Origin of the sequence: Acinetobacter sp. FDAARGOS_494, from assembly GCF_003812225.1 — a bacterium.
Classification (GTDB): Bacteria; Pseudomonadota; Gammaproteobacteria; order Pseudomonadales; family Moraxellaceae; genus Acinetobacter; species Acinetobacter baumannii.
Genome location: NZ_CP033866.1, coordinates 2506291 through 2530072, shown reverse-complemented (window position 1 = coordinate 2530072; position 23782 = coordinate 2506291). Strand labels below are relative to the sequence as shown.

General features: G+C 38.2%; 21 protein-coding genes. 6 read left to right on the top strand and 15 right to left on the bottom strand.

Annotated elements, in window-relative coordinates; translation table 11 throughout:
• Positions 1-9: 9 nt before the first annotated feature.
• Together EG365_RS12185 and EG365_RS12180 are read right to left on the bottom strand one after the other, a co-directional pair.
• A complete protein-coding gene (locus EG365_RS12185) occupies positions 10-705 on the bottom strand; it encodes a GntR family transcriptional regulator (protein ID WP_001047228.1) in 696 nt (231 codons plus the stop codon).
• A 248-nt stretch (positions 706-953) separates the two neighbouring features.
• A complete protein-coding gene (locus EG365_RS12180) occupies positions 954-1757 on the bottom strand; it encodes a sulfite exporter TauE/SafE family protein (protein ID WP_000420176.1) in 804 nt (267 codons plus the stop codon).
• Between the two features lie 30 nt (positions 1758-1787).
• Here EG365_RS12180 and EG365_RS12175 point away from each other — a divergent pair, with 30 nt between their 5' ends.
• Together EG365_RS12175 and EG365_RS12170 are read left to right on the top strand one after the other, a co-directional pair.
• A complete protein-coding gene (locus EG365_RS12175; RefSeq protein WP_000362833.1) occupies positions 1788-2540 on the top strand; it encodes a biotin--[acetyl-CoA-carboxylase] ligase in 753 nt (250 codons plus the stop codon).
• Positions 2541-2555: 15 nt separating this feature from the next.
• On the top strand, positions 2556-3290 hold the full coding sequence (locus tag EG365_RS12170; RefSeq protein ID WP_000839415.1) for a pantothenate kinase: 735 nt from the start codon (positions 2556-2558) through the stop codon (positions 3288-3290).
• 49 nt (positions 3291-3339) lie between these two features.
• Here EG365_RS12170 and ffh read toward each other — a convergent pair whose 3' ends face one another.
• The gene (gene ffh, locus EG365_RS12165; protein ID WP_000460625.1) at positions 3340-4749 is read right to left on the bottom strand and encodes a signal recognition particle protein; all 1410 of its coding nucleotides are present in this window, start codon (positions 4747-4749) and stop codon (positions 3340-3342) included.
• 140 nt (positions 4750-4889) lie between these two features.
• On the opposite strand from ffh, the gene EG365_RS12160 reads away from it, so the two are divergent.
• Positions 4890-5699 (top strand): cytochrome C assembly family protein, encoded by an 810-nt coding sequence (locus EG365_RS12160; protein ID WP_000624642.1) that lies wholly within the window; start codon positions 4890-4892, stop codon positions 5697-5699.
• An 84-nt stretch (positions 5700-5783) separates the two neighbouring features.
• Positions 5784-6728, top strand: a complete 945-nt coding sequence (locus EG365_RS12155; protein ID WP_001984199.1) for a tRNA dihydrouridine synthase — start codon at positions 5784-5786, stop codon at positions 6726-6728.
• A gap of 79 nt (positions 6729-6807) precedes the next feature.
• Here EG365_RS12155 and EG365_RS12150 read toward each other — a convergent pair whose 3' ends face one another.
• From EG365_RS12150 to EG365_RS12115, 7 genes are all read right to left on the bottom strand, one after another.
• Positions 6808-7761, bottom strand: a complete 954-nt coding sequence (locus EG365_RS12150) for a DUF6160 family protein (protein WP_000791883.1) — start codon at positions 7759-7761, stop codon at positions 6808-6810.
• Between the two features lie 161 nt (positions 7762-7922).
• Entirely contained in the window at positions 7923-10334 is a 2412-nt protein-coding gene (locus EG365_RS12145; protein ID WP_001038886.1) for a DUF6160 family protein, read from the bottom strand.
• Between the two features lie 32 nt (positions 10335-10366).
• The gene (locus EG365_RS12140) at positions 10367-11092 is read right to left on the bottom strand and encodes a DUF6160 family protein (protein WP_000724347.1); all 726 of its coding nucleotides are present in this window, start codon (positions 11090-11092) and stop codon (positions 10367-10369) included.
• Positions 11093-11105: 13 nt separating this feature from the next.
• Entirely contained in the window at positions 11106-13139 is a 2034-nt protein-coding gene (locus EG365_RS12135) for a hypothetical protein (protein ID WP_000209709.1), read from the bottom strand.
• 232 nt (positions 13140-13371) lie between these two features.
• Positions 13372-14850 carry a hypothetical protein gene (locus EG365_RS12130; RefSeq protein WP_001248739.1) on the bottom strand — a complete coding sequence of 493 codons (1479 nt, stop codon included), beginning with the start codon at positions 14848-14850 and terminating at the stop codon, positions 13372-13374.
• 296 nt (positions 14851-15146) lie between these two features.
• Positions 15147-15716 (bottom strand): dCTP deaminase, encoded by a 570-nt coding sequence (gene dcd, locus EG365_RS12120; RefSeq protein WP_000985728.1) that lies wholly within the window; start codon positions 15714-15716, stop codon positions 15147-15149.
• 114 nt (positions 15717-15830) lie between these two features.
• Positions 15831-16424, bottom strand: a complete 594-nt coding sequence (locus EG365_RS12115) for a LysE family translocator (RefSeq protein WP_000626780.1) — start codon at positions 16422-16424, stop codon at positions 15831-15833.
• 356 nt (positions 16425-16780) lie between these two features.
• Between EG365_RS12115 and EG365_RS12110 the strand changes: the two genes are divergently transcribed.
• A complete protein-coding gene (locus EG365_RS12110; protein WP_000605100.1) occupies positions 16781-17347 on the top strand; it encodes a DUF2062 domain-containing protein in 567 nt (188 codons plus the stop codon).
• A 30-nt stretch (positions 17348-17377) separates the two neighbouring features.
• On the opposite strand, the gene EG365_RS12105 is transcribed toward EG365_RS12110, so the two are convergent.
• The 3 genes from EG365_RS12105 to EG365_RS12090 form a co-directional block, all read right to left on the bottom strand.
• Complete coding sequence (locus EG365_RS12105) at positions 17378-18250, bottom strand: 5'-methylthioadenosine/S-adenosylhomocysteine nucleosidase (RefSeq protein WP_001159877.1); 873 nt, start codon at positions 18248-18250, stop codon at positions 17378-17380.
• 145 nt (positions 18251-18395) lie between these two features.
• The gene (apbC, locus tag EG365_RS12095; protein WP_000118701.1) at positions 18396-19625 is read right to left on the bottom strand and encodes an iron-sulfur cluster carrier protein ApbC; all 1230 of its coding nucleotides are present in this window, start codon (positions 19623-19625) and stop codon (positions 18396-18398) included.
• A gap of 145 nt (positions 19626-19770) precedes the next feature.
• Positions 19771-20271 (bottom strand): hypothetical protein, encoded by a 501-nt coding sequence (locus EG365_RS12090; RefSeq protein ID WP_000206124.1) that lies wholly within the window; start codon positions 20269-20271, stop codon positions 19771-19773.
• Positions 20272-20557: 286 nt separating this feature from the next.
• On the opposite strand from EG365_RS12090, the gene metG reads away from it, so the two are divergent.
• Positions 20558-22621 (top strand): methionine--tRNA ligase, encoded by a 2064-nt coding sequence (gene metG / locus EG365_RS12085; protein WP_001226777.1) that lies wholly within the window; start codon positions 20558-20560, stop codon positions 22619-22621.
• A gap of 129 nt (positions 22622-22750) precedes the next feature.
• On the opposite strand, the gene EG365_RS12080 is transcribed toward metG, so the two are convergent.
• The gene (locus tag EG365_RS12080) at positions 22751-22939 is read right to left on the bottom strand and encodes an NF038215 family lipoprotein (RefSeq protein ID WP_000735804.1); all 189 of its coding nucleotides are present in this window, start codon (positions 22937-22939) and stop codon (positions 22751-22753) included.
• 162 nt (positions 22940-23101) lie between these two features.
• Positions 23102-23725 carry a LysE family translocator gene (locus tag EG365_RS12075; RefSeq protein WP_000463103.1) on the bottom strand — a complete coding sequence of 208 codons (624 nt, stop codon included), beginning with the start codon at positions 23723-23725 and terminating at the stop codon, positions 23102-23104.
• Positions 23726-23782: the final 57 nt, after the last annotated feature.

Genomic DNA, 23782 nt, shown 5'->3' with positions numbered 1-23782 from the left:
ATGCCCTAACTAGCGGCGTGAGCGTCTCGCCCAAGCCAATTCAATCTGTTTCATTCGTGTCAGCGATTCCAACACAAGGTTACGTAAGTGTCGACAAAAATCTTCCATAAATAAAGCGGCTTGTTGTGATTTTCGGATCAAAATTGCATCAGTCACGAGTTTAAATAATGCAAATGCTTCTTGTAGTTCCCGTTTAGAGGTATTTAGCGTCAAAAAATAACTACGACGTAATGATGGTAATAATTCTTTATAAAATTTCATTAAATAAGGATTACCGACCATATCTTGCTGTTCAGCAAGATATTGGAAAATAGCATCGTAGAATTTTTCAATATCGCCTGCTTTTACATGCTCAAGAAGCTGTTCTAACAAGAGTTGTAATTGATCGGCTTCATGAGCACGCCATGTTTCGCTTATGCGTTGTACAATATGCCCCAATAACATCATATTTGTATCAAACAACGCTTTGACCTGTTGTGCCGACATTTCCGAAACAATTGCACCACGACGCGGAAAAATTTCAATGAGATGCGTACGCTCGAGTAATAATAGCGCCTCACGAACTGATCCCCTACTTACGTCAAGTTCTTTAGCGATACGAAGCTCTTGTATGCGTTCGCCTTCAACCAATTCGCCACTAATAATCTGTTCGCTAATGTATTTGACAATTTGCTCAGAAAGACTTTCTGTCTCTTCGAGATTCATAAATCACCCGCTACTTTTTATATGCATTAATCCATGCTTTTCTTTCGCATCCTTGTTTTTAACTGATCCCATCCATTAAAAACTATGTCATTGTCTGACAATTTTATTGCATTTTAAGCCAACCCACCCAAAATCCATACAGAAATCGGATGAAAAACTCACCTTTAATCTTTTCAAGTCTTCAAATAAAAAAGCTTAAACCGTGAGAGTCTAAGCTTTCTTTTCTATATATTTTTAATAAAACGTTTTTAATTCATAAAACCTTTATAAATAAAGTAACTGCCGACCACGACTAACAAGCAAGCAAAGCATTTTTTTAGCATTTGTGGTGACAATGCGTGGGCAACCTTAGCCCCAAGTTTAGCAGTGACAAAACTCATGACACTAATACCAATAAAAGCGTAGATATGGATATATCCAATCGTATTAGGTACAGAAATGTGCTCTTTAGCACCAAACCACATAAAACCAATTGCACCTGCAATAGCAATAGGTAAACCACAAGCAGCAGAGGTCGCAACTGCTTTTTGCATGACTACGCCATGACGGTTTAAATATGGGACAGTTAAGCTTCCGCCTCCAATACCAAAAATTGCAGAGGCAATACCAATGCCTCCACCTGCCATAAATTGCATAGGGGTTGAAGGAAGCTGACGTGTTGGGTCAACCACAACATGGGCTCCTTTGAACATCCGATAAGCCATCACAACAGCAAAGACACCAATAAGAAGCTGTAAATGCTGTCCAGACAAAAGGTCGGCAATACCTGCACCTAAAAAGGAACCAATCACTAGTCCCGGTGCTAAATTACGAAAAACAGGCCAGAGGACTGCACCTTTTTTATGATGAGCCGAAACTGAACTAAAGGAAGTCACAATAATGGTTGCTAGGGAGGTTCCGACTGCAATATGCATGATTACAGCGGGATCATAGTGCAACTGGGTAAAAACGACATAGAGGATTGGTACAATAATTAGTCCACCACCAACTCCAAACAGTCCGGCAGTAAAACCAGCAATTGCGCCAATGAGTAAATATATGATTAACTCCATAAATGTTTTACCACTCTGCTCATATTCAACATGGATTTAGAGACTCGCCAACTACAACAACTTTTAAGCGCAAAAAACCAGCTTCCAGAAGTGGTTTTATTAAAAGCAACCACAACTTCGACCAATGATGATATTCGTGAAATTGCCCAAAAAGGCATTACAACAGGCTTGGTTTGCAGTGCTCAACAAACTCAAGGGCGAGGTCAACATCAACGGCAATGGATTTCACCTGAAGGAAACATTTATTTAAGCACATTGGTGCAAACTCGAACACCCTTAGATGGTCGCTTAGCACTTGAAGTTGCGTTAAATATTTTGCAAATTCCACAGCTACAACCTTTGAGCCTACAAGTGAAATGGCCAAATGATTTGTATAGTACACAAGGAAAATGGGGCGGAATTTTGGTTGAACCTCTTTCCCAATATCAGGCGATTGTGGGTGTAGGTATTAATTTAAAAACACCACCAGTCACTGATAGTGATCAACCGATCACGTCTCTAGAAGATTTAGGCCTAGAGCAAATGAGTCGTCTTGAGTTAATTTCAGAGCTTTATGTTGCAATTCAAAATGCAGCCCGCTGGTTTGAACATGGTTGTTATAACCTTGCAGGACGTTTTAACCACCATGCTGCATGGCTTAATCAGTTAGTTCAGTTCGAACATAGTCAAGGACTGGTATATGGCCGTTTCGTTGGAATCTCTAATGAAGGTGCAGTGATTCTTGAAACTCCTGAACCACAGCAGTTTTATCAAGGTCGTCTAAGACCACAAACCACTCAGTAATCAGGTATTTTTCCCATGAAAAGTTTATGGCTTGATATCGGAAACACCCGTTTAAAATACTGGATTACTGAAAATCAGCAAATTATTGAACATGCAGCTGAGTTACATTTGCAGTCTCCTGCCGATTTATTACTGGGATTAATCCAACACTTTAAACATCAAGGCTTGCATCGTATTGGGATTTCTTCGGTTCTCGATACCGAAAATAATCAGCGTATTCAGCAAATTCTAAAATGGCTAGAAATTCCTGTTGTTTTTGCCAAAGTGCATGCTGAATATGCAGGTTTACAATGTGGTTATGAAGTTCCAAGTCAGCTCGGGATTGACCGCTGGCTACAGGTACTTGCTGTTGCTGAGGAAAAAGAAAACTATTGCATTATTGGTTGTGGAACAGCGCTTACCATTGATTTAACGAAAGGTAAGCAACATTTAGGCGGTTATATTCTGCCAAACCTTTATTTACAACGTGATGCACTGATTCAAAATACCAAAGGTATTAAAATTCCTGATTCGGCTTTTGATAATCTAAATCCGGGTAATAACACCGTAGATGCAGTACATCATGGTATTTTGTTAGGCCTGATTAGTACAATTGAAAGCATCATGCAGCAATCTCCTAAAAAGCTGCTGCTGACTGGTGGTGATGCAAAACTATTTGCCAAGTTTTTACAAAAATATGATCCTGTTGTAGAAACCGATCTTTTGCTCAAAGGATTACAGCAATATATTGCTCATTATCCTAAAGACTAAAATACAGAACAAAATAAAAGGCGCTATATGCGCCTTTTATTTTATGGATTTATTTCTTTTGGTCATTATTACCAAACAGTGGTCCCATACCGCCGCCACCGCCAAATTGTTTTTGCATATTGCCTAATGAACGCATCATTTTGCTCATACCAGATGGATTCGCAAACTTCTTCATCATTTTAGCCATTTGTGCTTGTTGCTTAATGAGTTTATTCACTTCAGCTACATCCATACCACACCCAGCTGCAATACGTTTTTTACGGCTTGGGTTCATCAGGTCTGGATTACGGCGTTCCTTGATGGTCATTGACTGGATAATAGCTTCCATTTTCTTGACCTGCTTTTCAGGATTCGCCTGCTCAATTGCTTGCTGAATTCCTGCACTGCTCATGCCTGGCAACTTGTCTAAGAAGCCCATCATGCCGCCCATCTTCTTCATTTGCTCAAATTGCATCAGCATATCTTCAAAGTTGAAGCTGCCACCTTTTTGCAATTTTTTCGCCATTTTCTCGGCTTTTTCTTTGTCGATTTTACGTTCAACTTCTTCGACTAAAGAAAGTACGTCACCCATACCTAAAATACGTTGAGCAACACGGTCCGGATGGAATGGTTCTAAAGCATCAAGCTTTTCGCCCATACCTAAGAACTTAATTGGCTTACCGGTAATAGCACGCACAGAAAGTGCCGCACCACCACGCGCATCACCATCAGTTTTAGTAAGAATCACACCTGTAAGCGCTAAAGCATCGTTAAATGCTTTAGCAGTATTTGCAGCATCCTGACCTGTCATGGCATCAACCACAAACAAGGTTTCAGTCGGCTTAACTGCTGCATGCAATTCTTTAATTTCGTCCATCATGTCTTCATCGACATGCAAACGACCCGCTGTATCGACAATCAACACATCAGCAAACTGGATTTTTGCCTGTTCAATTGCACGGTTAACAATATCAATTGGTTTTTCAGAAGGATCTGATGGAATAAAGCCTGCACCAACTTCTGCTGACACAGTTTCTAACTGTTTAATCGCTGCCGGACGATAAACGTCGGCAGAAACGGTCATTACTTTTTTCTTTTGACGTTCTTTTAAGAAACGTGCCAGCTTGGCTGCTGTAGTTGTTTTACCTGCACCTTGTAAACCAGCAAGTAATACCACAACTGGAGGCTTAGCACTTAAATCCAGTGTTTCATTGGCCTCACCCATCATCTTGGTGAGTTCATCATAGACAATTTTTACAAATGCCTGGCCTGGAGATAACTGAGTCATCACTTCTTGGCCCAATGCCTCTTCCTTAACTTTCGCGATAAATTCACGAGTTACAGGTAACGCGACATCGGCTTCAAGAAGAGCCATACGTACTTCACGTAAGGTATCTTTAATATTGTCTTCGGTCAGCTGCCCTGAGCCAGTAACATTTCTTAAACTCTGCGTGAGTCGTTCTGTTAAGGTATCAAACATTGCAAAATCCGCTTAAAATGGCTAGTTGCAAAAAAATCTTTCTCGAAATAGAAAATTTATGCATAGAATGCTATAGGATACTTTAGTTCGCAGCGAATTTATATCTTATCTAGATGAATTAATCCTGAAAAAGGTTTGACATGATTAGCCTCCCCTTGGTTTACACAATTTTGGCACTCATCGCATATACCACTTCTTTCTGGTATCTGTTCATACGTTTAATGTCAAAACGTGAACCAAACCCATGGTTATTTGCTTTTGTTACGACCTTAGCACTGCTGTTACATGGCACAGTTTTATGTCATGCCATGCTGACGCCATCAGGAATTAACTACGATGTTTTTAATCTGGTGTCTTTTACATCAGGACTTATGTTGTTGTTAAGCTTAGTTTTTAGTACTTTCCGCCCGATTGTACCGTTAAACTTGCTCGGCATTCCTGTAGCGGCGATTGGTCTTATTTTAGGTTTTGCATTTAGCCGTCCCGATCAGTTTATTGAACAGCATTCATTAGGTTTAGATACTCATATTATTCTTTCACTTTCTGCTTATGCTGTTTTACTGATGGCAACCATACATGCGATCTTGATATGGTTCCAAAACCGTGAACTCAAAAAGAAACAAAAAAAACGTATTTGGGTCAATTTACTTCCATCCATTCAGGCCATGGAGTCTTTATTATTTGACCTCATCATTACTGGTTTTATTTTATTAACTATTGCTCTCGCGTTTGGTTTCTTAACAGTTGATAGCTTCTTTGCCCAGCATCTCGCTCATAAAACCGTATTTAGTATTATTTCATGGTTTATTTATGGCTCTTTATTGATTGGCCACTATAAACTTGGCTGGCGCGGACAAAAAGCGATTCGTTTTACCTTAATTGGTTTTGCATTATTAGCGATCGGTTTTATTGGCAGTAAATTTGTGCTTGAGATGATATTGGGCCGATAAAACAATTAAAATATCAGCACTACTAGACAGCGTTATACATATCCCGTATAACGCTGTTTTTGTTTTGCTCAGGTGACTCAGACTGTGAAACTCATACTCGCTCCAATGGAAGGTTTAACTGACCCGATCATGCGGGATACACTCACATCTGTTGGTCACTTCGACTGGTGTGTAACCGAGTTTATTCGCGTTACAGACAGTATTTTGCCAGACCATATTTACTATAGTTTTTGTCCTGAACTTAAAAACGATGGTAAAACAGCTGCTGGAACACCTGTACACGTTCAGTTCTTAGGCAATAATCCAGAGATGCTTGCAGCAAATGCGGCAAAAGTCGTTGAGCTGGGTGCTCCTGCAATTGACCTTAATTTTGGTTGTCCTGCAAAAACCGTCAATCGACATCGAGGTGGTTCGGTACTTCTTGATGAACCAGACGTAGTACATATGCTCATTAAAGCAGTCCGTGATGCTGTACCTGCGCACATCCCTGTTTCAGCAAAAATGCGTTTAGGTTATCTAGATGAAAACCACACCATGGAAAACGCCCATGCTGTTGAAGATGCGGGTGCAAGCTGGTTAACAGTACATGCTCGAACTAAAGCAGATGGTTATACGCCACCAGCTTATTGGGAAAAAATTCTACCGATTAAAGAAGCTTTAAAAATTAATGTGATTGCTAACGGCGAAATCTGGACCAATGCTGATGCTAGAGCTTGCCAGCAACAATCTGGCTGTGAAGATTTAATGATTGGCCGTGGTGCAGTGACTACTCCAGATTTAACACAATGTATTCGCCAAAATATGGATGAAGCACTGTTTACTTGGGAACAACTGGTTGACTTACAAATACGTTTTTTAAATGGTCAAGCAAAAACAGAAATTGGGATGGTTGGCCGTTATAAGCAGTGGTTAGGTATGATGACCAAAGCCTATCCTCAAGCGAAAGAATTATGGGACCAAGTGAAACGCATTAAAGCTTTAGATGAAATTGTTCAGCAGCTAGAGCAAACCAGTTCTTCTCGTATTTAATCACTCAAACAAAAGAGAGCGATTGTTTAAACAACCGCCCTCTTTTGGTATTTCAGGTTAAGTAATTATTAATTATTTTTTAAAAGCCACTTACTTTCATTTTAAAGTCGGTCACCGAAGCACCCGTAACTCCAAAACTCCCCATAGACCCATTGGGTAAATTATTAAATGTTGTTGTACTTTGTGTACCTAAATTTCCTAAAGTCACATTGTTAAGTGATGCATCAAATTTACTAGATACACCTATATTTCCAAAGGTAAGTCCTGTCGGGTCAACCCCAGCATAAAATCCATCAAGAACAAAACCCGTTGACGCATTCGTACCTGCAAATTTAAACCCAAATGTAGCACCCGTGTTATCTGAAACTAAAGTAATCGGGCAGCCAGATGCAGCAGAACAAATCGATTGAATAGCTCCTCCGAATTTAACCATAACCGACTGAGCAGCATGTCCCAGTTGAATATTTAAACGGGGCTTATTGGTTTGTACAAAGTTAATATCAAGATTACCAGTAGAACGAATCAGCTCTTTTACCCCGGTATTCACCGTTGTGCCCGAACTAAAAATTGATTTTGGTGCATAACTTGTTAATGCATAATCGGATGGGCTAGACAAAGATGTACTTGGTGCTAAATAAACTGAAAATGGTAAAAGCCGAATACCATTTACGTCACTCCCCATCGTGACAGCTAAATTTAAAAATGGATTTCCACCACCAGCATCGGTATCGATTGCAATATTAAAAGAAGGATTTGTAGATACAGCAGCTTTAATAAACTCTATGCCAGGAACCGGATTAGTAGAGTTTCCTGCAATGACAAGACCTGCTTTACTGTTGTAAGACGTAGATGCAATACCGTTCGTATCAATCAAGGCGACTTGATTAAATTTAACTTGATCGGCCTGAATACCTAAAGTTAGACCATTTTGACCCGTCGCAGCTGCAAGACTTTGATCATCTAAAGGCTGCATCGCAAAAACACTTGAACTACTGGCAAATAATAACCAGCAGACTATATTTTTATTTTTCATGTCGCTCTAATCCTTAAGAGACAAACGTTTATTATTTGTTCAGACTATCAGAATAATATTCAAGTACAAAGCAATTATCTCTATAACCCGACGAATGCAAATCCAATCACACTAAACTAAAATTTATATAAAAAAGTGACGTTAAACGTCACTTTTATTGATTAGTTAAAGGCGCCATTTCTAGGCACAATGCTAAAGCTGCTATTTAGACGTCCACCCGTAATTGCAAGCTCACCTAAACGTGCTCCTGCACCTGTTGAAGGTGGATAGAAATTAATATCTTTCACACGTAATGCGCCGTCAATACTCTTATCAGGATTAAAATAAACCGCGGTATTTACACCAACTTTACCTAAACCACTTGCGGTATCTTTGCCCACAACTAAAGCGGTATTAAACGCTAGCTTTCCAGTAATATTGTCAAAACCAATTGCAGAACCATCAATCGGGTCGCTAATTTGTACAGTATTACCAGTTGCTGTCGCAGGCATTGTAAAATCACCTAGTACAGTTAAAGCACTACCATCTGCAATTGAACTATTCGGCACTATCGATAAATTAAGATCGCCGCCTAAACGTAGTTTTAAACCAAATAAGACATCATTATTTTTGGCAAAGTTATCGATTGGCGAAGTACAAGACCCGGTTGCCGGACAAGTTTTATATTTAGCTCCTGGTAAATAACCTGCTGCAATTTCGGTTGATAAAGCAAGTAACATATCTTTTAAACCGATATTTAAACTGCCATTTTCTAAACCAATAGTGCCATTGCCTTTGAGGAACATATCAATATTACGTAACCCCATATAATAATCGGTAGGGTTGCCCGCATTATTAGCATTTGGAGAACCATCAATTAATAAAATTGAAGTTGTTTTAGTACCGCCTGCATCTCGACCTGTCGTTCCTACAGCTATACCAAAACCTAAACGTGAAGTTGTACCAGATGTTGCAACTAAATTTTGAATCGGTTTACCGTTGGCATCTTTTGTATAGTAATAAGCACCATTTGCAGGCGCATCTACACCATAGACAGCGGCATTCGCATTTAAATTATAAAAAGGTAATGCCAAACCCCACTGGTTATTTAAACCATTATCTGCAAATTGATTGGCAGCAGCGACATTTGCACTGGTAGTAAAACGACCTCGTCTTGAGAATGCCTGGAACTCTGCTCCACGCATGGCAAGAATTAGGCTAAATGGATTTGTAACCGTATCACGGTGGATATTATGTTGATAATCGGCAGCAGTTGTTAAAGTGCCTGATCCTAAACGAATTGCATTTAGTGTTGCGTTATTTGGCATTAATAAGGTTTTTGTATCAGCAAGATTTAGATAAATATTTCCGCTGTCAAAATAACCGCGTGTAGCCGAGTTCAGCCCCGTTAAATTACCGAATTCAAAACCATAAGCATTCAGACCTGCACCACCAATTTCCAAGGTAGTTGCTTTACCATCTGAACCTAACATCGAATCATTATCTTTAGTGAACTCCCCTTTCATACGAAAGGCAATTCCAGAGTTACCTAAAATACTATTACTTGATCCCGTACCTGAAGCTGTATTAGCAGTACCTAATGTTGTTTTATCTGAAGAGCCATCCATACCACGGACTTGTAAGTAACTATTGACCATACGGCCGCTAGCACCTAAACGAATCAAGCCTTTAGAATTCTGTGGGCTATTTGTCGTGTCTAGGGCATAAGGATTTGACTTATCAACATTTGAGCTAAGCATTACCTCAATATTCAGACCTGAATTGGTTACTTTCCCACTACTGTCTACATATGTACCAGCAGTTAAACCAGAAGCAGAATCGGCGACACGATTAAAATCGACATAGCCATAGGTACTATTTGGAGTTTGCCCAACCGCAGCAGTATTATTCCCTGTATTAGTTTGTAAGACTATGCCACGGGTAGGATCAATAAACATGACGCCTTTACCAACAAAATTAAAGTTAAAATTCTTTAATATCAATTGATTTAGCTGACTACGCGCGTCTAATTGCCCTAAATAAATATTTGCATTATTTAGACCAAGCGTCATGCTTGACTGACTATTCGGGCTAAATAAACCATCTTGAGTAGTAAGAGCCAAGTTTAAAGGCGAAGTTGTTTGTATAGCCAACTGTCCTAAAGTAGGTGAACAAGCAGCCGAACTATTACAGACTTTGACGCTATTTACAGTAATGAGCGAGGGACTACTTTGAATAGAAAAATCGACCCCTGCTTTACCTGTAGTCGCATTACTTCCTACGTCTAAACGGTAGTTTGTACCTAAAGCTTGTGTAGAGGCATTACTTTTTTGTATTTTTACACCACTCGCTTGAGCTCTTAAAATTTGATCAGCACTTGTTGGTGTGCCTGCATGGTCGTCCCAATAAGCATTATCAATATTGATTTCGTTGAAAGTCGTTTGTATCGAGATTCCATCTTGACCATTGACCGCACTCAAATCGGCATCTGTTAACGCTTCTAAAGCAAAAACCTGTCCGCTCACTAACAACATACTGGCTGTTAATGTATTTAAAATAAACTTTGAGCCGTGACTTTCTTTATTTTTGTTCATCACTTCAGTTCCTTTGAAATCTACATTAACCTTTAACAACGTGGATGGCTACCATCACAGCTAAAGACCATGACTTTTCCTTGAATTGCTAAGTTGCCATTCATCATTAAGCCCATAAATCCTGTTTCACGACCGTAGTCATACGCCGATGGGGTTGCAGTAGCCACTTGCTGGTTCGCACTATTAGCAGTCGCTGCATAAGTTGGCTTTTTGAAATATGCATAATCATACATATTTGCACTCGAGCCTTGCGTTGTTGTTGAGCTCGTAAAGTTATCTTGCTCAATTGACAGAGCATTAAAACCAAAATTACGAATTAAAATTGGCTGTGCTGCACTAAAACTCAGTTGAATAGCCGGTTTTATAATTTCAGTATTACTTTTATCAAGATACTTTAAATCAGCACCATCTAAACCCATTTTTTGAATATTTAAAGTGCCTTGCACACCTTTAAATACTAACCAAAGTTTATTACCGCTGTCGCTATTTTCAGTCCAACCACTTGGCTTAGTCGCGTCTGTTTGCACAAAGCGTTTATTAATTGCTAAACCAATATGACAGAACTCTACGTTTTCACAAACGCCGCCACTGCCATTATCAAATATGCCGTTACTGGTCTGGTTTAAATTAAGCATCAAAGATAAATCAGCACCAGCTTGGCCATTAATTGCCTGTAATGCATCATTATCCAAGGTTTGCAATTCTGCATGAGTCACAGTTGCACAAAGAGCAAAGAGTAAAGCAGTTATTTTTTTCATCGCGTTACTCCTCTTATAGACCTTTTGTGGTGAGCTTTAAATGTTGAATTAAAACACCATCAATAACAGCTGACCCCATGTTATTACTAATTGAAGAGCTAATTTGTGCTCCTGATAATTTATATGTGTTTATATCTGCATTTGGTGTAGTCGTATACCAACGTCCATTATTGTAAAGTGCATCAGGTAAAGGTGTACCATTTGGTACAACAAATTGAGCCCCATTCCCTGCATCTGTGGTGGTGTACCCTGTCGTGTTGGTTGTCGGATTATAATAAGCAGTACTATCAATATTCGCCCAGTTTGCTCCTTGAGAATCAAATCTTAAGCCTGAGCCAGCATTTCCTGTCCAGCCTGTTGCCGTACGGTATTGCCAATCATAACAAGTAAAAATTAAACTACATGTATAGCTGTTTACACGACGTTCTTGATTTTGTAATTGATAGAAGTTTCTAGTTTGTGTTGTAGCAGTAACAGTTCCTGTCGGTAATTTCCCAAAAGAAATACCTACAGCATCTTGAGCATTATTCCCTTTAAATGCCTCTAGAGTATTAGTCGTTGCATTATAAACAGTAGAACCAATCGAGATACTACTATGTGTTGCGTTAGAACCTTGATAGGTTTTACCACCTAAGGTTACATTGGCACCACATTGGTAAACATTACAGGTGGAGCCGAGGTAACTACTATCTGTTCCAGTATAGTCAGTATAAATTTTCTTATAGATTTCTGGTTTATTCGGAATACGCGCTAGTTCCAAACTAAAGTTTTTACCATCTGAACTCAAAACTAAAGGTTGATATAAAGACCCTAATACAAGATTAATATTAGGGTTATAAAGATATAAACCTTCGTTTGCATCAAAGGTTGGTGCAAGCCCCCCATTAATAGCGGGAGTAATTAAATTCCCCTGTCCAGTACCAGATTCACGAGTACTTAAACGTAATACATTATTCATAGCGCTATCAGTTGGTGCAGTCCATGAACCTGTTGAAGTAATAGTAGTCGTTTGACTACGAATACGATATAACCAATCTGAACTAGGGGAATTATTGCTAGGCGCTCCAGTATATTGAGTACTATAACGATTTACCCATGGTCCTACTGTAGATGTTGGGGTATTTGCAGTAATTGTTGCTCTTAAATTAGTTGCATCGCCACTATTTAAACGTACAACACCCGCAAAACCTAAAGTATTGTTATAAAATGGACTCAAACCATTTGCGGATGTTGCACCACCCAAAGTTTGGAAGAGCTGTAGACGGCTACCATTTAAACTAAAATTATTCCAAATACCTTGCAGACGTAAACGATTCGCGCGGCTTGCATCAGTACTCGTGCCGATCAAACCATTAGAGTCACCATAGTTAAATTGATCTGTTGCACCATTTATTTTATTTGGATTACGAACAAAAATATCTGACCATAAACCTAATTTAAGTTTATAGGCATCAAGTCCAGCAGTATCTCTTGTCCCTACTTCATATAAAGGCGCTTCTAAAGCTAAATAGGTTACTTGGCAAGTTGGATCAGCTGCTCCACTACAATTTGTTGCACTGAAATTAGGCACAGAGTTTTCTGTCGCAACTTTAAAAATCCACGGATTAATAGCTGTACCCCAACTCGAAATTGCAGCTGCTGTATCGGTAGAAGCAAGACGGGTATTTGTATCGTTATCTGATTTAGAAAGAGCTAAGCCATAAAGAAAAATATCAGCTTTACCTACTGCACGGTCCCCAGAGTCGATCGTACCGTTTTTATTCGTATCTGCAGCAGTCATACTTAAAGGCCCAACAGGCACATAATTAATATAACCTGTATCTTTAGTACGATCCGTTAAAATTTGATTGGTGGTTTCGTTCGCTCCAGCTCCGCGCAATACCATGTAAGTATTTTGAGGTAAAATAGCAATACCTTCACCAGTAGTTTCACTCAAACCAGCATCAGAGAGTTCTTCAAGAGCGAAACTCGATTGGCTTATACAAAGCCCAATTAAAGTTGCCAAAACGGTTTTTTGAAACCTTACCGTATAATTAAGTGTAGTCATCTTGACCTTCCTGTTTTATACGATGCCGTGCACCATATTTATTTTTCTTTAACAATCCTTGATGCTAGGTGAAGCCATCCTTTTCACCTTAGACCAGAAGACAAATCCAGCTAGATATTGCCAACCTTTCCACATTTCTATTATGCGGAATATTTGCACAAATGCAAAAAAAAGCATGTAAAAATTTACTTTTCCGATGAATGTAAAATAGTAATAGCAACCTTCTCAGCATTTAACAAAAAGTTAAACCTGAGCCATGGCAGTTTGGTTTAAAGTTTTGATTGGTTAACTGTAAATTACTTAAATTTAAAGTAAGAGGACTATTTTTTAAATCAACTGTACTAATATTCACATCCAAGTCACCCAGTTTTAACAAACCACCCAAATCAGAAGTTTGCGCAGGGTTAGCTTGTAAATATGCAGAAACAGCAGCTGAAATTTGTGGAAATAGTGGTGAAATATCAATCGCATCTTGAGGAATAATATTACCAATATTAACCGGGTCTGCAAAAGACATCCACCAACCCTTTTGAGCTACGTCATCTGCTTTTGCACCAGGCCACTGTAACATTTGATTTTGTAGAGCTAAATACATTGGCGAGTTAATCGGTAAATTATGAATGAGACCTAATGACTGAGTTAAATTTAAATTTGCAGTAATATTTGAAATTGTCCCGTTCATATATACATTAGAAAATTTCGAGCCTTTACCTGCTACAGCACAAGCTAACACAGAACAATCTGTTACCGTTGCTTCAACCTTACCTCCTTGAGTATAAATACCTGTCGGTTCAGGATAAGCTGGATCATGTGGTCCTGCTGCATTATATTGTACCGTACCATCTACTGGGTACGAGCTACTGTGACCTACATAAATATTAGGAACTTTAACTGGTGCAGATAAAACCTTTGAGCTAACCCGGTTACCATTAACTTGAATAGGAGCAATTTCGAAGTAGTTATTTTGAATACCTGGAATATTAAAGCCTCCATTTGAAGTAATAAAACTAACCTCTGCAAATCCTCCCAAGCCTAAAGCTTGTAAACGTCCCGTTACAGCATTTGCGCCATATAAATTATCTCGCGTAGCAGAAGTTGTTGCATAACCTTTAATCAAACCACTACTATCGGACTGAACCTTCATATAACCCGAAATAGAGTTGATCCCATTCGGGGTGGTTGTATTTTCAGTACCTGCTGTTAATAGTCCAATAAATTTTTCAGCACTTAGTCTTAAACCAACTACTTCACGTGTTGATGCTGAGTTTGGATTCTTAACAGCAAACTCAATGAATGGATTGGTTAAAACAGCCGAAGATGAGGCACGATCTTCATTAGACATAGGTAGCGGATTACCATTGGCATCAAAATTCTGTCCACTTAAACTTAAATTATCAATATCAATATCACAGCCACCCGCACCATTTACACCACCACAACCCAACTGTAGTTTACGAATATTAGTATTGATTTCTAACTCGGCTTCCATTCCTAATTTATAAAAACCAATATTACTGCTATTGTCACGTAGTTTTTCTAAATTTGCAGAGTCAGTAGGTGCGATATAAGACATACTCATTAATGCCTGACCACGAGTAGCTGACAACTCAGCATCAGACATTGGAACTAATGTAGAACCAGCATAAGCTGAAGAAAAGCATAAACTTCCGAGTGCTAATATCGCAACCTGAAGAGACGTAAACTGTCGCATGACCGACCTCCGTATCCTTGGGGGCATAATCTAATTTCTTTTTATTTGGCTTCTTTTTCTTTAATGTACTCTTAAACTAAATACATAAGAAAAATACCGATATTTACGATTTCGCTTCTTTTTAATTTGTGTGATCCACATCAAAGAAAAAAATCAATTCTTGATCATTTTATATCATTTTCTACAAAAGAAAACGTACCTTATTAATATTCCGATAAACGTCACTTTTTAAGGTATATATAAAAAATAGGCCACTTAAAGTGACCCATTTTTAAAGCTCATCTATTTTTAACAACTTATGTCTTAGGAAGTGTAACCCCAGTTTGGCCTTGGTATTTACCACCACGATCTTTATAAGAGGTCTCGCATACTTCATCACTTTCGAAGAATAGCATTTGTGCTACCCCTTCACCCGCATAAATACGCGCAGGCAAGTTCGTGGTATTTGAAAATTCTAAAGTAACGTGTCCTTCCCATTCTGGCTCTAAAGGAGTGACATTTACAATAATACCGCAACGTGCATAAGTTGATTTACCAAGGCACACAGTCAAAACATTACGTGGAATACGGAAATATTCAATTGTACGCGCTAGAGCAAATGAGTTAGGCGGAATAATACAAACGTCAGACTCAATATCGATAAAACTTTTTTCATCGAAATTTTTTGGATCAACAATTGCAGAATGTACGTTAGTGAAAACTTTAAATTCGCGGGCACAGCGTACGTCATAACCATAGCTAGAGACCCCGTAGGAAATCAATTTTTCGCCATTCTTATCAAAACGGACTTGATTCTCTGCATAAGGTTCAATCATGCCGTGTTTTTCGCTCATCTCGCGAATCCAACGATCAGACTTAATAGCCATGTATTTTCTATCCAAAAGGTAATTTCATTGATTGCGACGTACTTTAACGTAAAAAAGCAATTATGAAAACAATGGCGGCTACTCTTATCGCTAAGAATAGCCCGGAATAAATTTTTAAAGATTTAATAAAGCAGAATAGCTAATTGGAATTGAGAAACTAACTAAAACCAACGAAGCTGTTCTTTGTAAATTTGATTGATTTAACCAACGTACTTTATTTGCAGCCAAGACTGACCCTAAAAAAATCCAGAATAAGGCAATCGGGGTAATTAAAGCTAAATAAGCCAGCATATGAATGAGATAAATATGAAAATTAGTCCACGCTGCAACAGGGAAAATCGCTGAAGCAAAAAGTAATGCCTTAGGATTTAGTAAAGTTGCACAAAATAATTCACGTGGGCGAATAGTTGGCTGATCTAATTCAAGCTGTTGATTTGCCGTGTGCCATAATTTAATTGCTAAAAAAATAATATAACAAGCACTGAGCAATTTAAGTAGAGGAGGTAATAAAGGAAGCGTTGCAGAAACTTTCCCGATTAACATTCCCCAAGCTGAAATCGAAATCACATACCCTAGAACTTCTGCCGGAATTAATTTAGCAGATTTTTTGAGGCCTACTTGTACTCCTGATGATGCAAGTAAAGTATTTGTTGGGCCAGGGGTAAGTAAAATAGTGGCAACCAAGCCAATAAAAAGCCATGAAATCATTGAATGACCTCACAATGTAGTCATCTCAGATTAATAGATATTATTCTAGAAGGCAAAATCTAATTGTAAGACAATTTTTTAACATCTTAAGAAATAAAATTTAAAAATTATTTATAAACAATAATTTATTAAAATTTTATTAATTCTAAGCTAAAAAACTATTGAGTCAGTCACAGCGTTTTACGTACCAAATTGTATTTAAGTAATATAAGTATTTTTATTTTAAATCTATTTTTACATTAAAAAGGCCTATAATAAATTATTACCGCAGTAAGTTTAATTTTTAAGCTTTTAATAAGTTTCAATTAATATATTGTTTCTTTGTGTTTATATGAGCTCCTAAGCTCTACTATCCTATGATTATGGCAAAACAATTTTTTCAATCTTGGCTTCCTTCTCCAGAGAAAGTTACAAATATGAAATTTTTAAGGATTTTCGGGCAAAAAACCCTTAATCCTGTGCTTTGGTATGTCAACCGTAAATCTATTACTCGCGCCATTTTTGTAGGGACTTTTTTCGGTTTACTGCCTATACCCTTTCATAGTGTATTTATTGTTATGGCAGTTTTACTGTTTGAAGTTAATTTACCTATTAGTTTAATGCTTGCTTGGCTCAGCAATCCTCTTACATTAGCACCTATTTTATATATTGGTTTCTGGTTTGGTGCCCATATTTATCATGTGCATATGATAAATAAGAAAATGCTTTTAGGGGTGCTTCATCAGATTTCACGTTGGATTACGCATTTTGGTCATGGTCATATCGATTTGAGCCTCGCTAAAATTTTAATATCAGGTCTCATTGTCGAAGCGTTTGTATTTGCAACCATACTATATATAGTGACTGAGATTTTCTGGCGTTGGATGGTCATTCGAAACTGGAAAAATAGAACAGGACATAAAAAACAAGAAGACGCTCTATAAGAATTCATCTTCTTGCCTAAAATTAAATTGTTATTTTGGTAGTTTAGATTTCATATATTCTTCAGCTACGTTAAGCACGTAGTCTTGGCAAGCTTCTCCTGTACCAGGGTCATAAGCTCCATTATTGGTAATATTATTAGATAAAATTCGAATTCCTAAAAACGGAACATTAAACTGGCTTGCAATTTGTGCAACAGAAGCCGCTTCCATTTCTTCAACTGAGGTACCATAACGCTCATGGAAAAATTGAATTCGGTCAAGTTCATTATTCCACACATCTGCCGAGCCAATCGTTCCTTCAACCACTTCACCTTTATCATAACGTACTTTATGTGCCGCCATTAATAGCTCTTGGTCACCTTCAAATTTACGAATTGCAATAGGTTCAGGGTCAGATTCATCTGTTGGTAAGACATCAAAAGCCTCAACCCATGTAAGTGAGTTTGAACCTCCACCTAATGGCTGTTTAGGCGTTCTAAAAGCGCCAATATTGGTTGCATATTTTCCTAAAACGATATCGTAAACATGGAGATCAGGATCGTGCCCCCCTGCTGTTCCCTGGTTAATAATGGCAATCGGTTTATACCGTTCAATTGCCAAAGCAGTTGCGGCAGCAGAGTTACTCATCCCCATACGTGTTTTAGAAATAATCATTGGATAGCCATTGTAGGTTCCTTTCCAAAAGGTCCAGCCACCTATTTTTTCAACAGTTTTATTTTCTAACTTTGAAGCCATTCTTTCCGACTCTACGGGTAAAGCACCCTGAATAATAATCGGCTGTAATTTCTGTTTTTGTTCCTGAACTGTTGGTGTTTGTGAAACTGATGAGTTGTCATCATTACATCCAACTAAAAATAAAGCGCTACATAAACTGATTACGCCCAAACTATACTTAAATTGCATTTTCCACCTGTTTCTTTGAAAAAGAAGCGTAAAGTAGCAATCTGCATGCCAATTTCAAGTTTAGCTTTGTTATTTAGATTCAGTAATTTAAATTTTTCTTTTAACCAGCCAATAAAAAACCCGACTTAAAGTCGGGTCAGATGAATCAAAAGATTCGTTTGTCATCTCGTGCACGCTGAGGGATTTTTTTAATCTGTTGCCACACTGCTTTCGCAATATCGATATAACTATCAGCTGCATCATCCATTGCAACAACACTCGGTTTACCTTGATCAGCATGCTCACGTATTTGAGCATTTAAAGGCAAACGACCTAGCAATGGAATATGATATTGCTCGGAAAGCTTATCACCACCACCGATACCAAAAATTTGCTCTTCATGACCACAGTTTGAACAAATGTGGGTCGACATGTTCTCAACGACACCTAATACCGGAATACCAACTTTATTAAACAACTCGATTCCTTTAGTCGCATCAAGCAAAGCAACATTTTGTGGGGTCGTCACAATGATTGAGCCAGTCACTGGAATACGCTGTGCAAGCGTCAGCTGAATATCGCCTGTACCCGGTGGCATATCAATCATGAGTACATCTAAATCTGGCCAAAGCGTTTGATTAAATAATTGCATTAGAGCGCCTGTAGCTTTCGGCCCACGCCATGCAACAGGTGTGTTGTTATCGCCAGTTAGATGTCCAATAGAAAGTACAGCCATACCGTAAGCATCTAACGGTACAAAATTTTCACTTTCAATAAGAGGAGTTTTACCAGCATTACCTAGCATGGTCGGGATACTTGGCCCATAGATATCAGCATCTAATACCCCAACCTTAAGTCCCATTTTTTGTAAGGCAAGCGCCAAATTGACCGTTGTTGTCGATTTACCAACACCACCTTTACCTGATGAAACTAAAATAACATTCTTGATTCGAGGATGAAGTGGCACATCTCTTTGTTGCGGCGCTGCTTTCTGAATTGGTGGGTTATTTGGATCCGGTTCAGACTTAGGTGAAGCATCAAGCACAGGAGGTAGGTTTGAATTTTCTTTCGGTGCTTTAGATGAACAACTTTGACCCGAACTCTCTTGTGTAGGGCGCTTTTGTTGAACTACATGTAAATTAAGTTCTTCAATACCGCACTTTTGCAAAGCACCAGCTAAATCATCATGAATTTGCTGCAAGTATTCTTTTTCGTCTGGGAAAGTATTAATGGTGAGTTGTAAAACACGACCTTGCACTTGAAGCTGACTAATGCGCTCTTTTAAAGCATCTTTTGAATCTGGCAATAAATAATTTTGGAGTACGGTTTGGATTTCCTCTTCTTTCACTTCTTGTGCGGGTGAAAAAACGGATTTTAATGAAGAAAGCCAAGACATATTGTTTACTCCAAAAACAGATCATTACAGCTTAATGGAGATAGTGTAACAGTATTGCTCCGCACTCGCTCACCTTGGGATGAATAATTACTAACTTCAGAACTCATCTTTTAGGTAAGGAGTACGGATTTTAGTTTAAATCAGCTTATTCAGCAGAATCATGATTTTTCAATTTATTAAGTTTTTCGGTAGCTGTTTTCTTCAACTCATCAAATTTTGCAGTTGCTTGAGTTTTTAACTCATCAAATTTTGTAGCCGCCTCTTCCTTTAATTCTGCAGCTTTGGCTTTAGCATCATCAAGTTTATGCGCTGCTTCAGTACGTAAATGGTCAAACTTATCTTGCAGGCTATGCTGAGCATCATCAAGTTTGCCTTTCAAATCATTAGCTTTATCTTCAACTGCCTCTTTTGCAGCAGCTTGTTTTTCTTTTACATTTTCCTTTAAATCTTCCAAGGCTTTTTCACCTTGTACTTTTGCATCGGCCGCTTTGGTCTTTAGCTCATCTACTTTATCTGCAACTGCTTCTTTACCCGCAGTTTGTTTCTCTTTTACATTTTCTTTTAAATCGTCCAAAGCTTTTTCACCTTGTACTTTTGCATCAGCCGCTTTTGCCTTTAATTCATCTAATTTATTTTCAGTAGTCATCGTTGTTATCCTCATCGTTAATTAAAAAAATTACCTGAATAAGTTATTAGTTATACATCGTTATGGCTTATTTTCTGACCGTAACTGCAATTTGAAACAAAGACAATACAGGAAGATTCAAATATTTTTTGATTTGTTTATCTGTTCTAAAGAGAAATAACTTCTGGCTTTAAGTCCATTTTTATAGATACCTCTTATATTTAGTCAAAGATTATTAATCTTTGCTTATCTTCCTGCATCAGTTAAAATCTTCCACCTTATAAATACGAATGAGAGAATGAGATCCGTGCGTAAAATTTTAGTCACCAATGCCCTCCCTTATGCCAATGGTCCAATTCATATGGGTCATTTACTCGGTTATATCCAGGCAGACATCTGGGTTCGTGCCATGCGGGCAATGGGTCATGACGTGACTTATGTATGTGCGGATGATGCTCACGGTACAGCAATTATGCTACGTGCCGAAGCAAATGGTATTAGCCCAGAAGAGCAAATCGCGAATGTTCAAAAAGAACACATTCGTGATTTTGATGGTTTTGGCGTACATTTCGATCATTATGATTCAACTCATAGTGATGCGAACAAAGCTCGTTCAACAGATATCTATATTAAAAACCGTGAAGCTGGCAATATTGCAGTCCGACCTGTAACTCAATTATTTGATCCGGAAAAAGGTATGTTCTTATCTGACCGTTTCATTAAGGGTACTTGCCCAAAATGTAAGTCAGAAGATCAATACGGCGACTCATGTGAAGTATGTGGTACAACTTATAATGCGACTGAGTTACTCAATCCGCGTTCGACTTTAAGTGGTGCAACACCAGTTGAAAAATCATCAGATCACTATTTCTTCAAGCTCCCAAACTTTGCTGAATATTTGCAAAAATGGACCCGCGATGAAGGTCGCTTACCTCTTTCAATTGCTAACAAATTGGATGAATGGTTTGAAGCAGGTTTAGCAGACTGGGATATTTCTCGTGATGCTCCTTATTTTGGTTTTGAAATTCCGGATGCACCGAATAAATATTTCTATGTGTGGGTAGATGCCCCAATCGGTTATATGTCTAGTTTTGAAAACTATATCAAAACTAAGCGCCCAGATTTAAACTTTGATGATTTCTGGAAGAAAGATAGTCAAAATGAGGTTTACCACTTTATTGGTAAAGACATTGTTTACTTCCATGCTTTATTCTGGCCTGCGATGCTTGAAGGGGCGAACTATCGCACTCCAACAGGCTTATTCGTAAATGGTTTCTTGACTGTAAATGGACAAAAAATGTCTAAGTCTCGCGGTACTTTCATTAAAGCCGAGACATACTTACAACATCTAAACCCAGAGTATTTACGCTATTACTTTGCTTCTAAACTTTCAGATAAAGTTGAAGACTCTGACTTGAACCTTGATGACTTTGTTCAGAAAGTAAATTCAGATTTAGTGGGTAAAGTGGTTAATATTGCTAGTCGCTGTGCTAAGTTTATTAACAGCAGTTTTAACAATACGCTATCAAGTACATGTGCTGAATCTGACTTAGTACAAAGCTTTATTGATGCTGGTGATTCAATTGCTGCTGCATATGAAGCGCGTGAATTCTCTACGGCGATCCGTGAAATTATGGCGCTTGCTGACCGCGCAAACCAATATATTGATGAGAAAAAACCTTGGGCTCTGGCTAAACAAGAAGGTCAAGAACAACAAGTTCTTGATGTATGCTCTGTCGGTATCAACTTATTCCGTCAATTAGCAGTGTACTTAGCTCCAGTACTGCCAACTTTAGCTCAGCAAGTTCAAGATTTCTTAAAACTTGAAAGCTTCGATTTCGAGTCACGTAAACAAATTCTTGTAAGCCATGAGATTGCACAGTTCCAACCTCTTATGCAGCGTGTTGATCCAAAAGCTGTTGCAGCCATGGTTGATGCTTCTAAAGAGTCTTTAGGTGCTCCTGCTCCACAAGCAACTAAATCAGCGAAAAAAGAGAAATCTGCCGAGAAAAAAGCAGCCCCTACTCCAGCAGTTGGTGAAGCTGAAATTATTGGTATTGAAGACTTCTTAAAAGTTGACTTACGTGTTGCTCAGGTCGTTGAGGCAGGTACAGTTGAGGGTTCAGATAAATTACTTCAATTGACGTTAGACGTAGGTGAAGCTGAACCACGTAATGTATTTAGTGGTATTCGTAGTCAATATGCGCCAGAAGACCTAAAAGGAAAATTGGTCGTTATGGTGGCTAACCTTGCACCACGTAAAATGCGTTTTGGTATTTCAAACGGTATGGTACTTGCTGCCGGAAATGGTGAAGGTATTTTCATTATTTCACCAGATAGCGGTGCAAAACCTGGCGATAAAGTTTCTTAATCCGCCTACATATAAAAAAAGCTCCCTACATTGGGAGCTTTTTTATTTCTAACCTACTTTTTAAAATAAGCAGGCTTATCTACACTGAGTACATTTAAAGTGCTATATGTGAGACATTCTATCCATCAATTAATAATTAGATTGCTCATGATTATTGGCTTGTAAATCGGGAATTTTGTAGTCTTTTTCATAAACCGGAGAACCAGCAATACTCATCGCCCGTTCATTTGAAGGTTGCTGTTTACTTGTTGTTCTCATCTCACATCCTGTAGTTAAGATGAAAAAAACAACCGAAATGCTCACCATTAGTTTTTTCATAACGTGATCCTCATTTCTTTTTGTTTTATTAATTAAGTTACCACTTTTTAAATATTTAAGTGCTAAAAAAGATATTTCAATTTGTATATATTTTGCGCAAAAATAAAGCCAGACTACAAAGAGTTGGCTTTATATTTTTTAGATATTTTAATTAAAGATTTATCATTTGAAGAAGATTAACTTTAAGCCCAATACGCTAACAATGCTTCCAGCCACTCGGTCAACACCCGTTTTTGCTTTTAAATACATTTTTCGAGGCTTCTCTGAAGATAAAAGCATTGCTACACATGAGTACCAACCTGCATCAATCATAAAACAAATGAGCGGTAATGCGACGTAGTAATAATTTGGAATTTCTTTTGGCAGTAAAGCAGTAAAAACACTCGCTAGTACAACAGCAATTTTCGGATTACTTAACTGAGTAATCAAACCATATCGGTAGGCTTGTTTATAAGTCATTTTCGATTTGGCATCATTTTCCATGGCAATTGGTTCTTTGGCATGTTTAATAATTTTAAAAGCAAGCCAAAGCAAATACAGCCCACCACCAATTTTTAAAATTAGATAAGCTGAAGGCACTGCCAATAAAACTGCCTGTAACCCCATAACTGCTAAAAAGCCAAAAAGAGCTGCACCCGTGCCCGTCCCTAATGCCGTAAACAAGCCATGTTTACGTGATTTAGATATTGAATTTTGCGCCACATAAATAAAGCTTGGCCCAGGACTTATTGCTCCAAGCATCAATGCCATCGCAATTGAAAAAAGAGGAATAAGGGACTCAAACATTGTATTGACCTAACATCATGCAATTGCGCGATATTCTAGCAGCTTTTTATGACACAT

Excerpts from the sequence above, each read along its gene's own strand:
- EG365_RS12140 (WP_000724347.1), bottom strand. The coding sequence starts at position 11,092 with ATGAAAAAAATAACTGCTTTACTCTTTGCTCTTTGTGCAACTGTGACT.
- EG365_RS12090 (WP_000206124.1), bottom strand. The coding sequence starts at position 20,271 with ATGACTACTGAAAATAAATTAGATGAATTAAAGGCAAAAGCGGCTGAT.
- apbC (WP_000118701.1), bottom strand. The coding sequence starts at position 19,625 with ATGTCTTGGCTTTCTTCATTAAAATCCGTTTTTTCACCCGCACAAGAA.
- EG365_RS12080 (WP_000735804.1), bottom strand. The coding sequence starts at position 22,939 with ATGAAAAAACTAATGGTGAGCATTTCGGTTGTTTTTTTCATCTTAACT.
- EG365_RS12135 (WP_000209709.1), bottom strand. The coding sequence starts at position 13,139 with ATGACTACACTTAATTATACGGTAAGGTTTCAAAAAACCGTTTTGGCA.
- EG365_RS12115 (WP_000626780.1), bottom strand. The coding sequence starts at position 16,424 with ATGATTTCATGGCTTTTTATTGGCTTGGTTGCCACTATTTTACTTACC.
- EG365_RS12110 (WP_000605100.1), top strand. The coding sequence starts at position 16,781 with ATGATTATGGCAAAACAATTTTTTCAATCTTGGCTTCCTTCTCCAGAG.
- EG365_RS12145 (WP_001038886.1), bottom strand. The coding sequence starts at position 10,334 with ATGAACAAAAATAAAGAAAGTCACGGCTCAAAGTTTATTTTAAATACA.
- EG365_RS12175 (WP_000362833.1), top strand. The coding sequence starts at position 1,788 with ATGGATTTAGAGACTCGCCAACTACAACAACTTTTAAGCGCAAAAAAC.
- EG365_RS12105 (WP_001159877.1), bottom strand. The coding sequence starts at position 18,250 with ATGCAATTTAAGTATAGTTTGGGCGTAATCAGTTTATGTAGCGCTTTA.
- dcd (WP_000985728.1), bottom strand. The coding sequence starts at position 15,716 with ATGGCTATTAAGTCTGATCGTTGGATTCGCGAGATGAGCGAAAAACAC.
- EG365_RS12185 (WP_001047228.1), bottom strand. The coding sequence starts at position 705 with ATGAATCTCGAAGAGACAGAAAGTCTTTCTGAGCAAATTGTCAAATAC.
- ffh (WP_000460625.1), bottom strand. The coding sequence starts at position 4,749 with ATGTTTGATACCTTAACAGAACGACTCACGCAGAGTTTAAGAAATGTT.
- EG365_RS12130 (WP_001248739.1), bottom strand. The coding sequence starts at position 14,850 with ATGCGACAGTTTACGTCTCTTCAGGTTGCGATATTAGCACTCGGAAGT.
- EG365_RS12170 (WP_000839415.1), top strand. The coding sequence starts at position 2,556 with ATGAAAAGTTTATGGCTTGATATCGGAAACACCCGTTTAAAATACTGG.
- EG365_RS12075 (WP_000463103.1), bottom strand. The coding sequence starts at position 23,725 with ATGTTTGAGTCCCTTATTCCTCTTTTTTCAATTGCGATGGCATTGATG.
- EG365_RS12160 (WP_000624642.1), top strand. The coding sequence starts at position 4,890 with ATGATTAGCCTCCCCTTGGTTTACACAATTTTGGCACTCATCGCATAT.
- EG365_RS12150 (WP_000791883.1), bottom strand. The coding sequence starts at position 7,761 with ATGAAAAATAAAAATATAGTCTGCTGGTTATTATTTGCCAGTAGTTCA.
- EG365_RS12180 (WP_000420176.1), bottom strand. The coding sequence starts at position 1,757 with ATGGAGTTAATCATATATTTACTCATTGGCGCAATTGCTGGTTTTACT.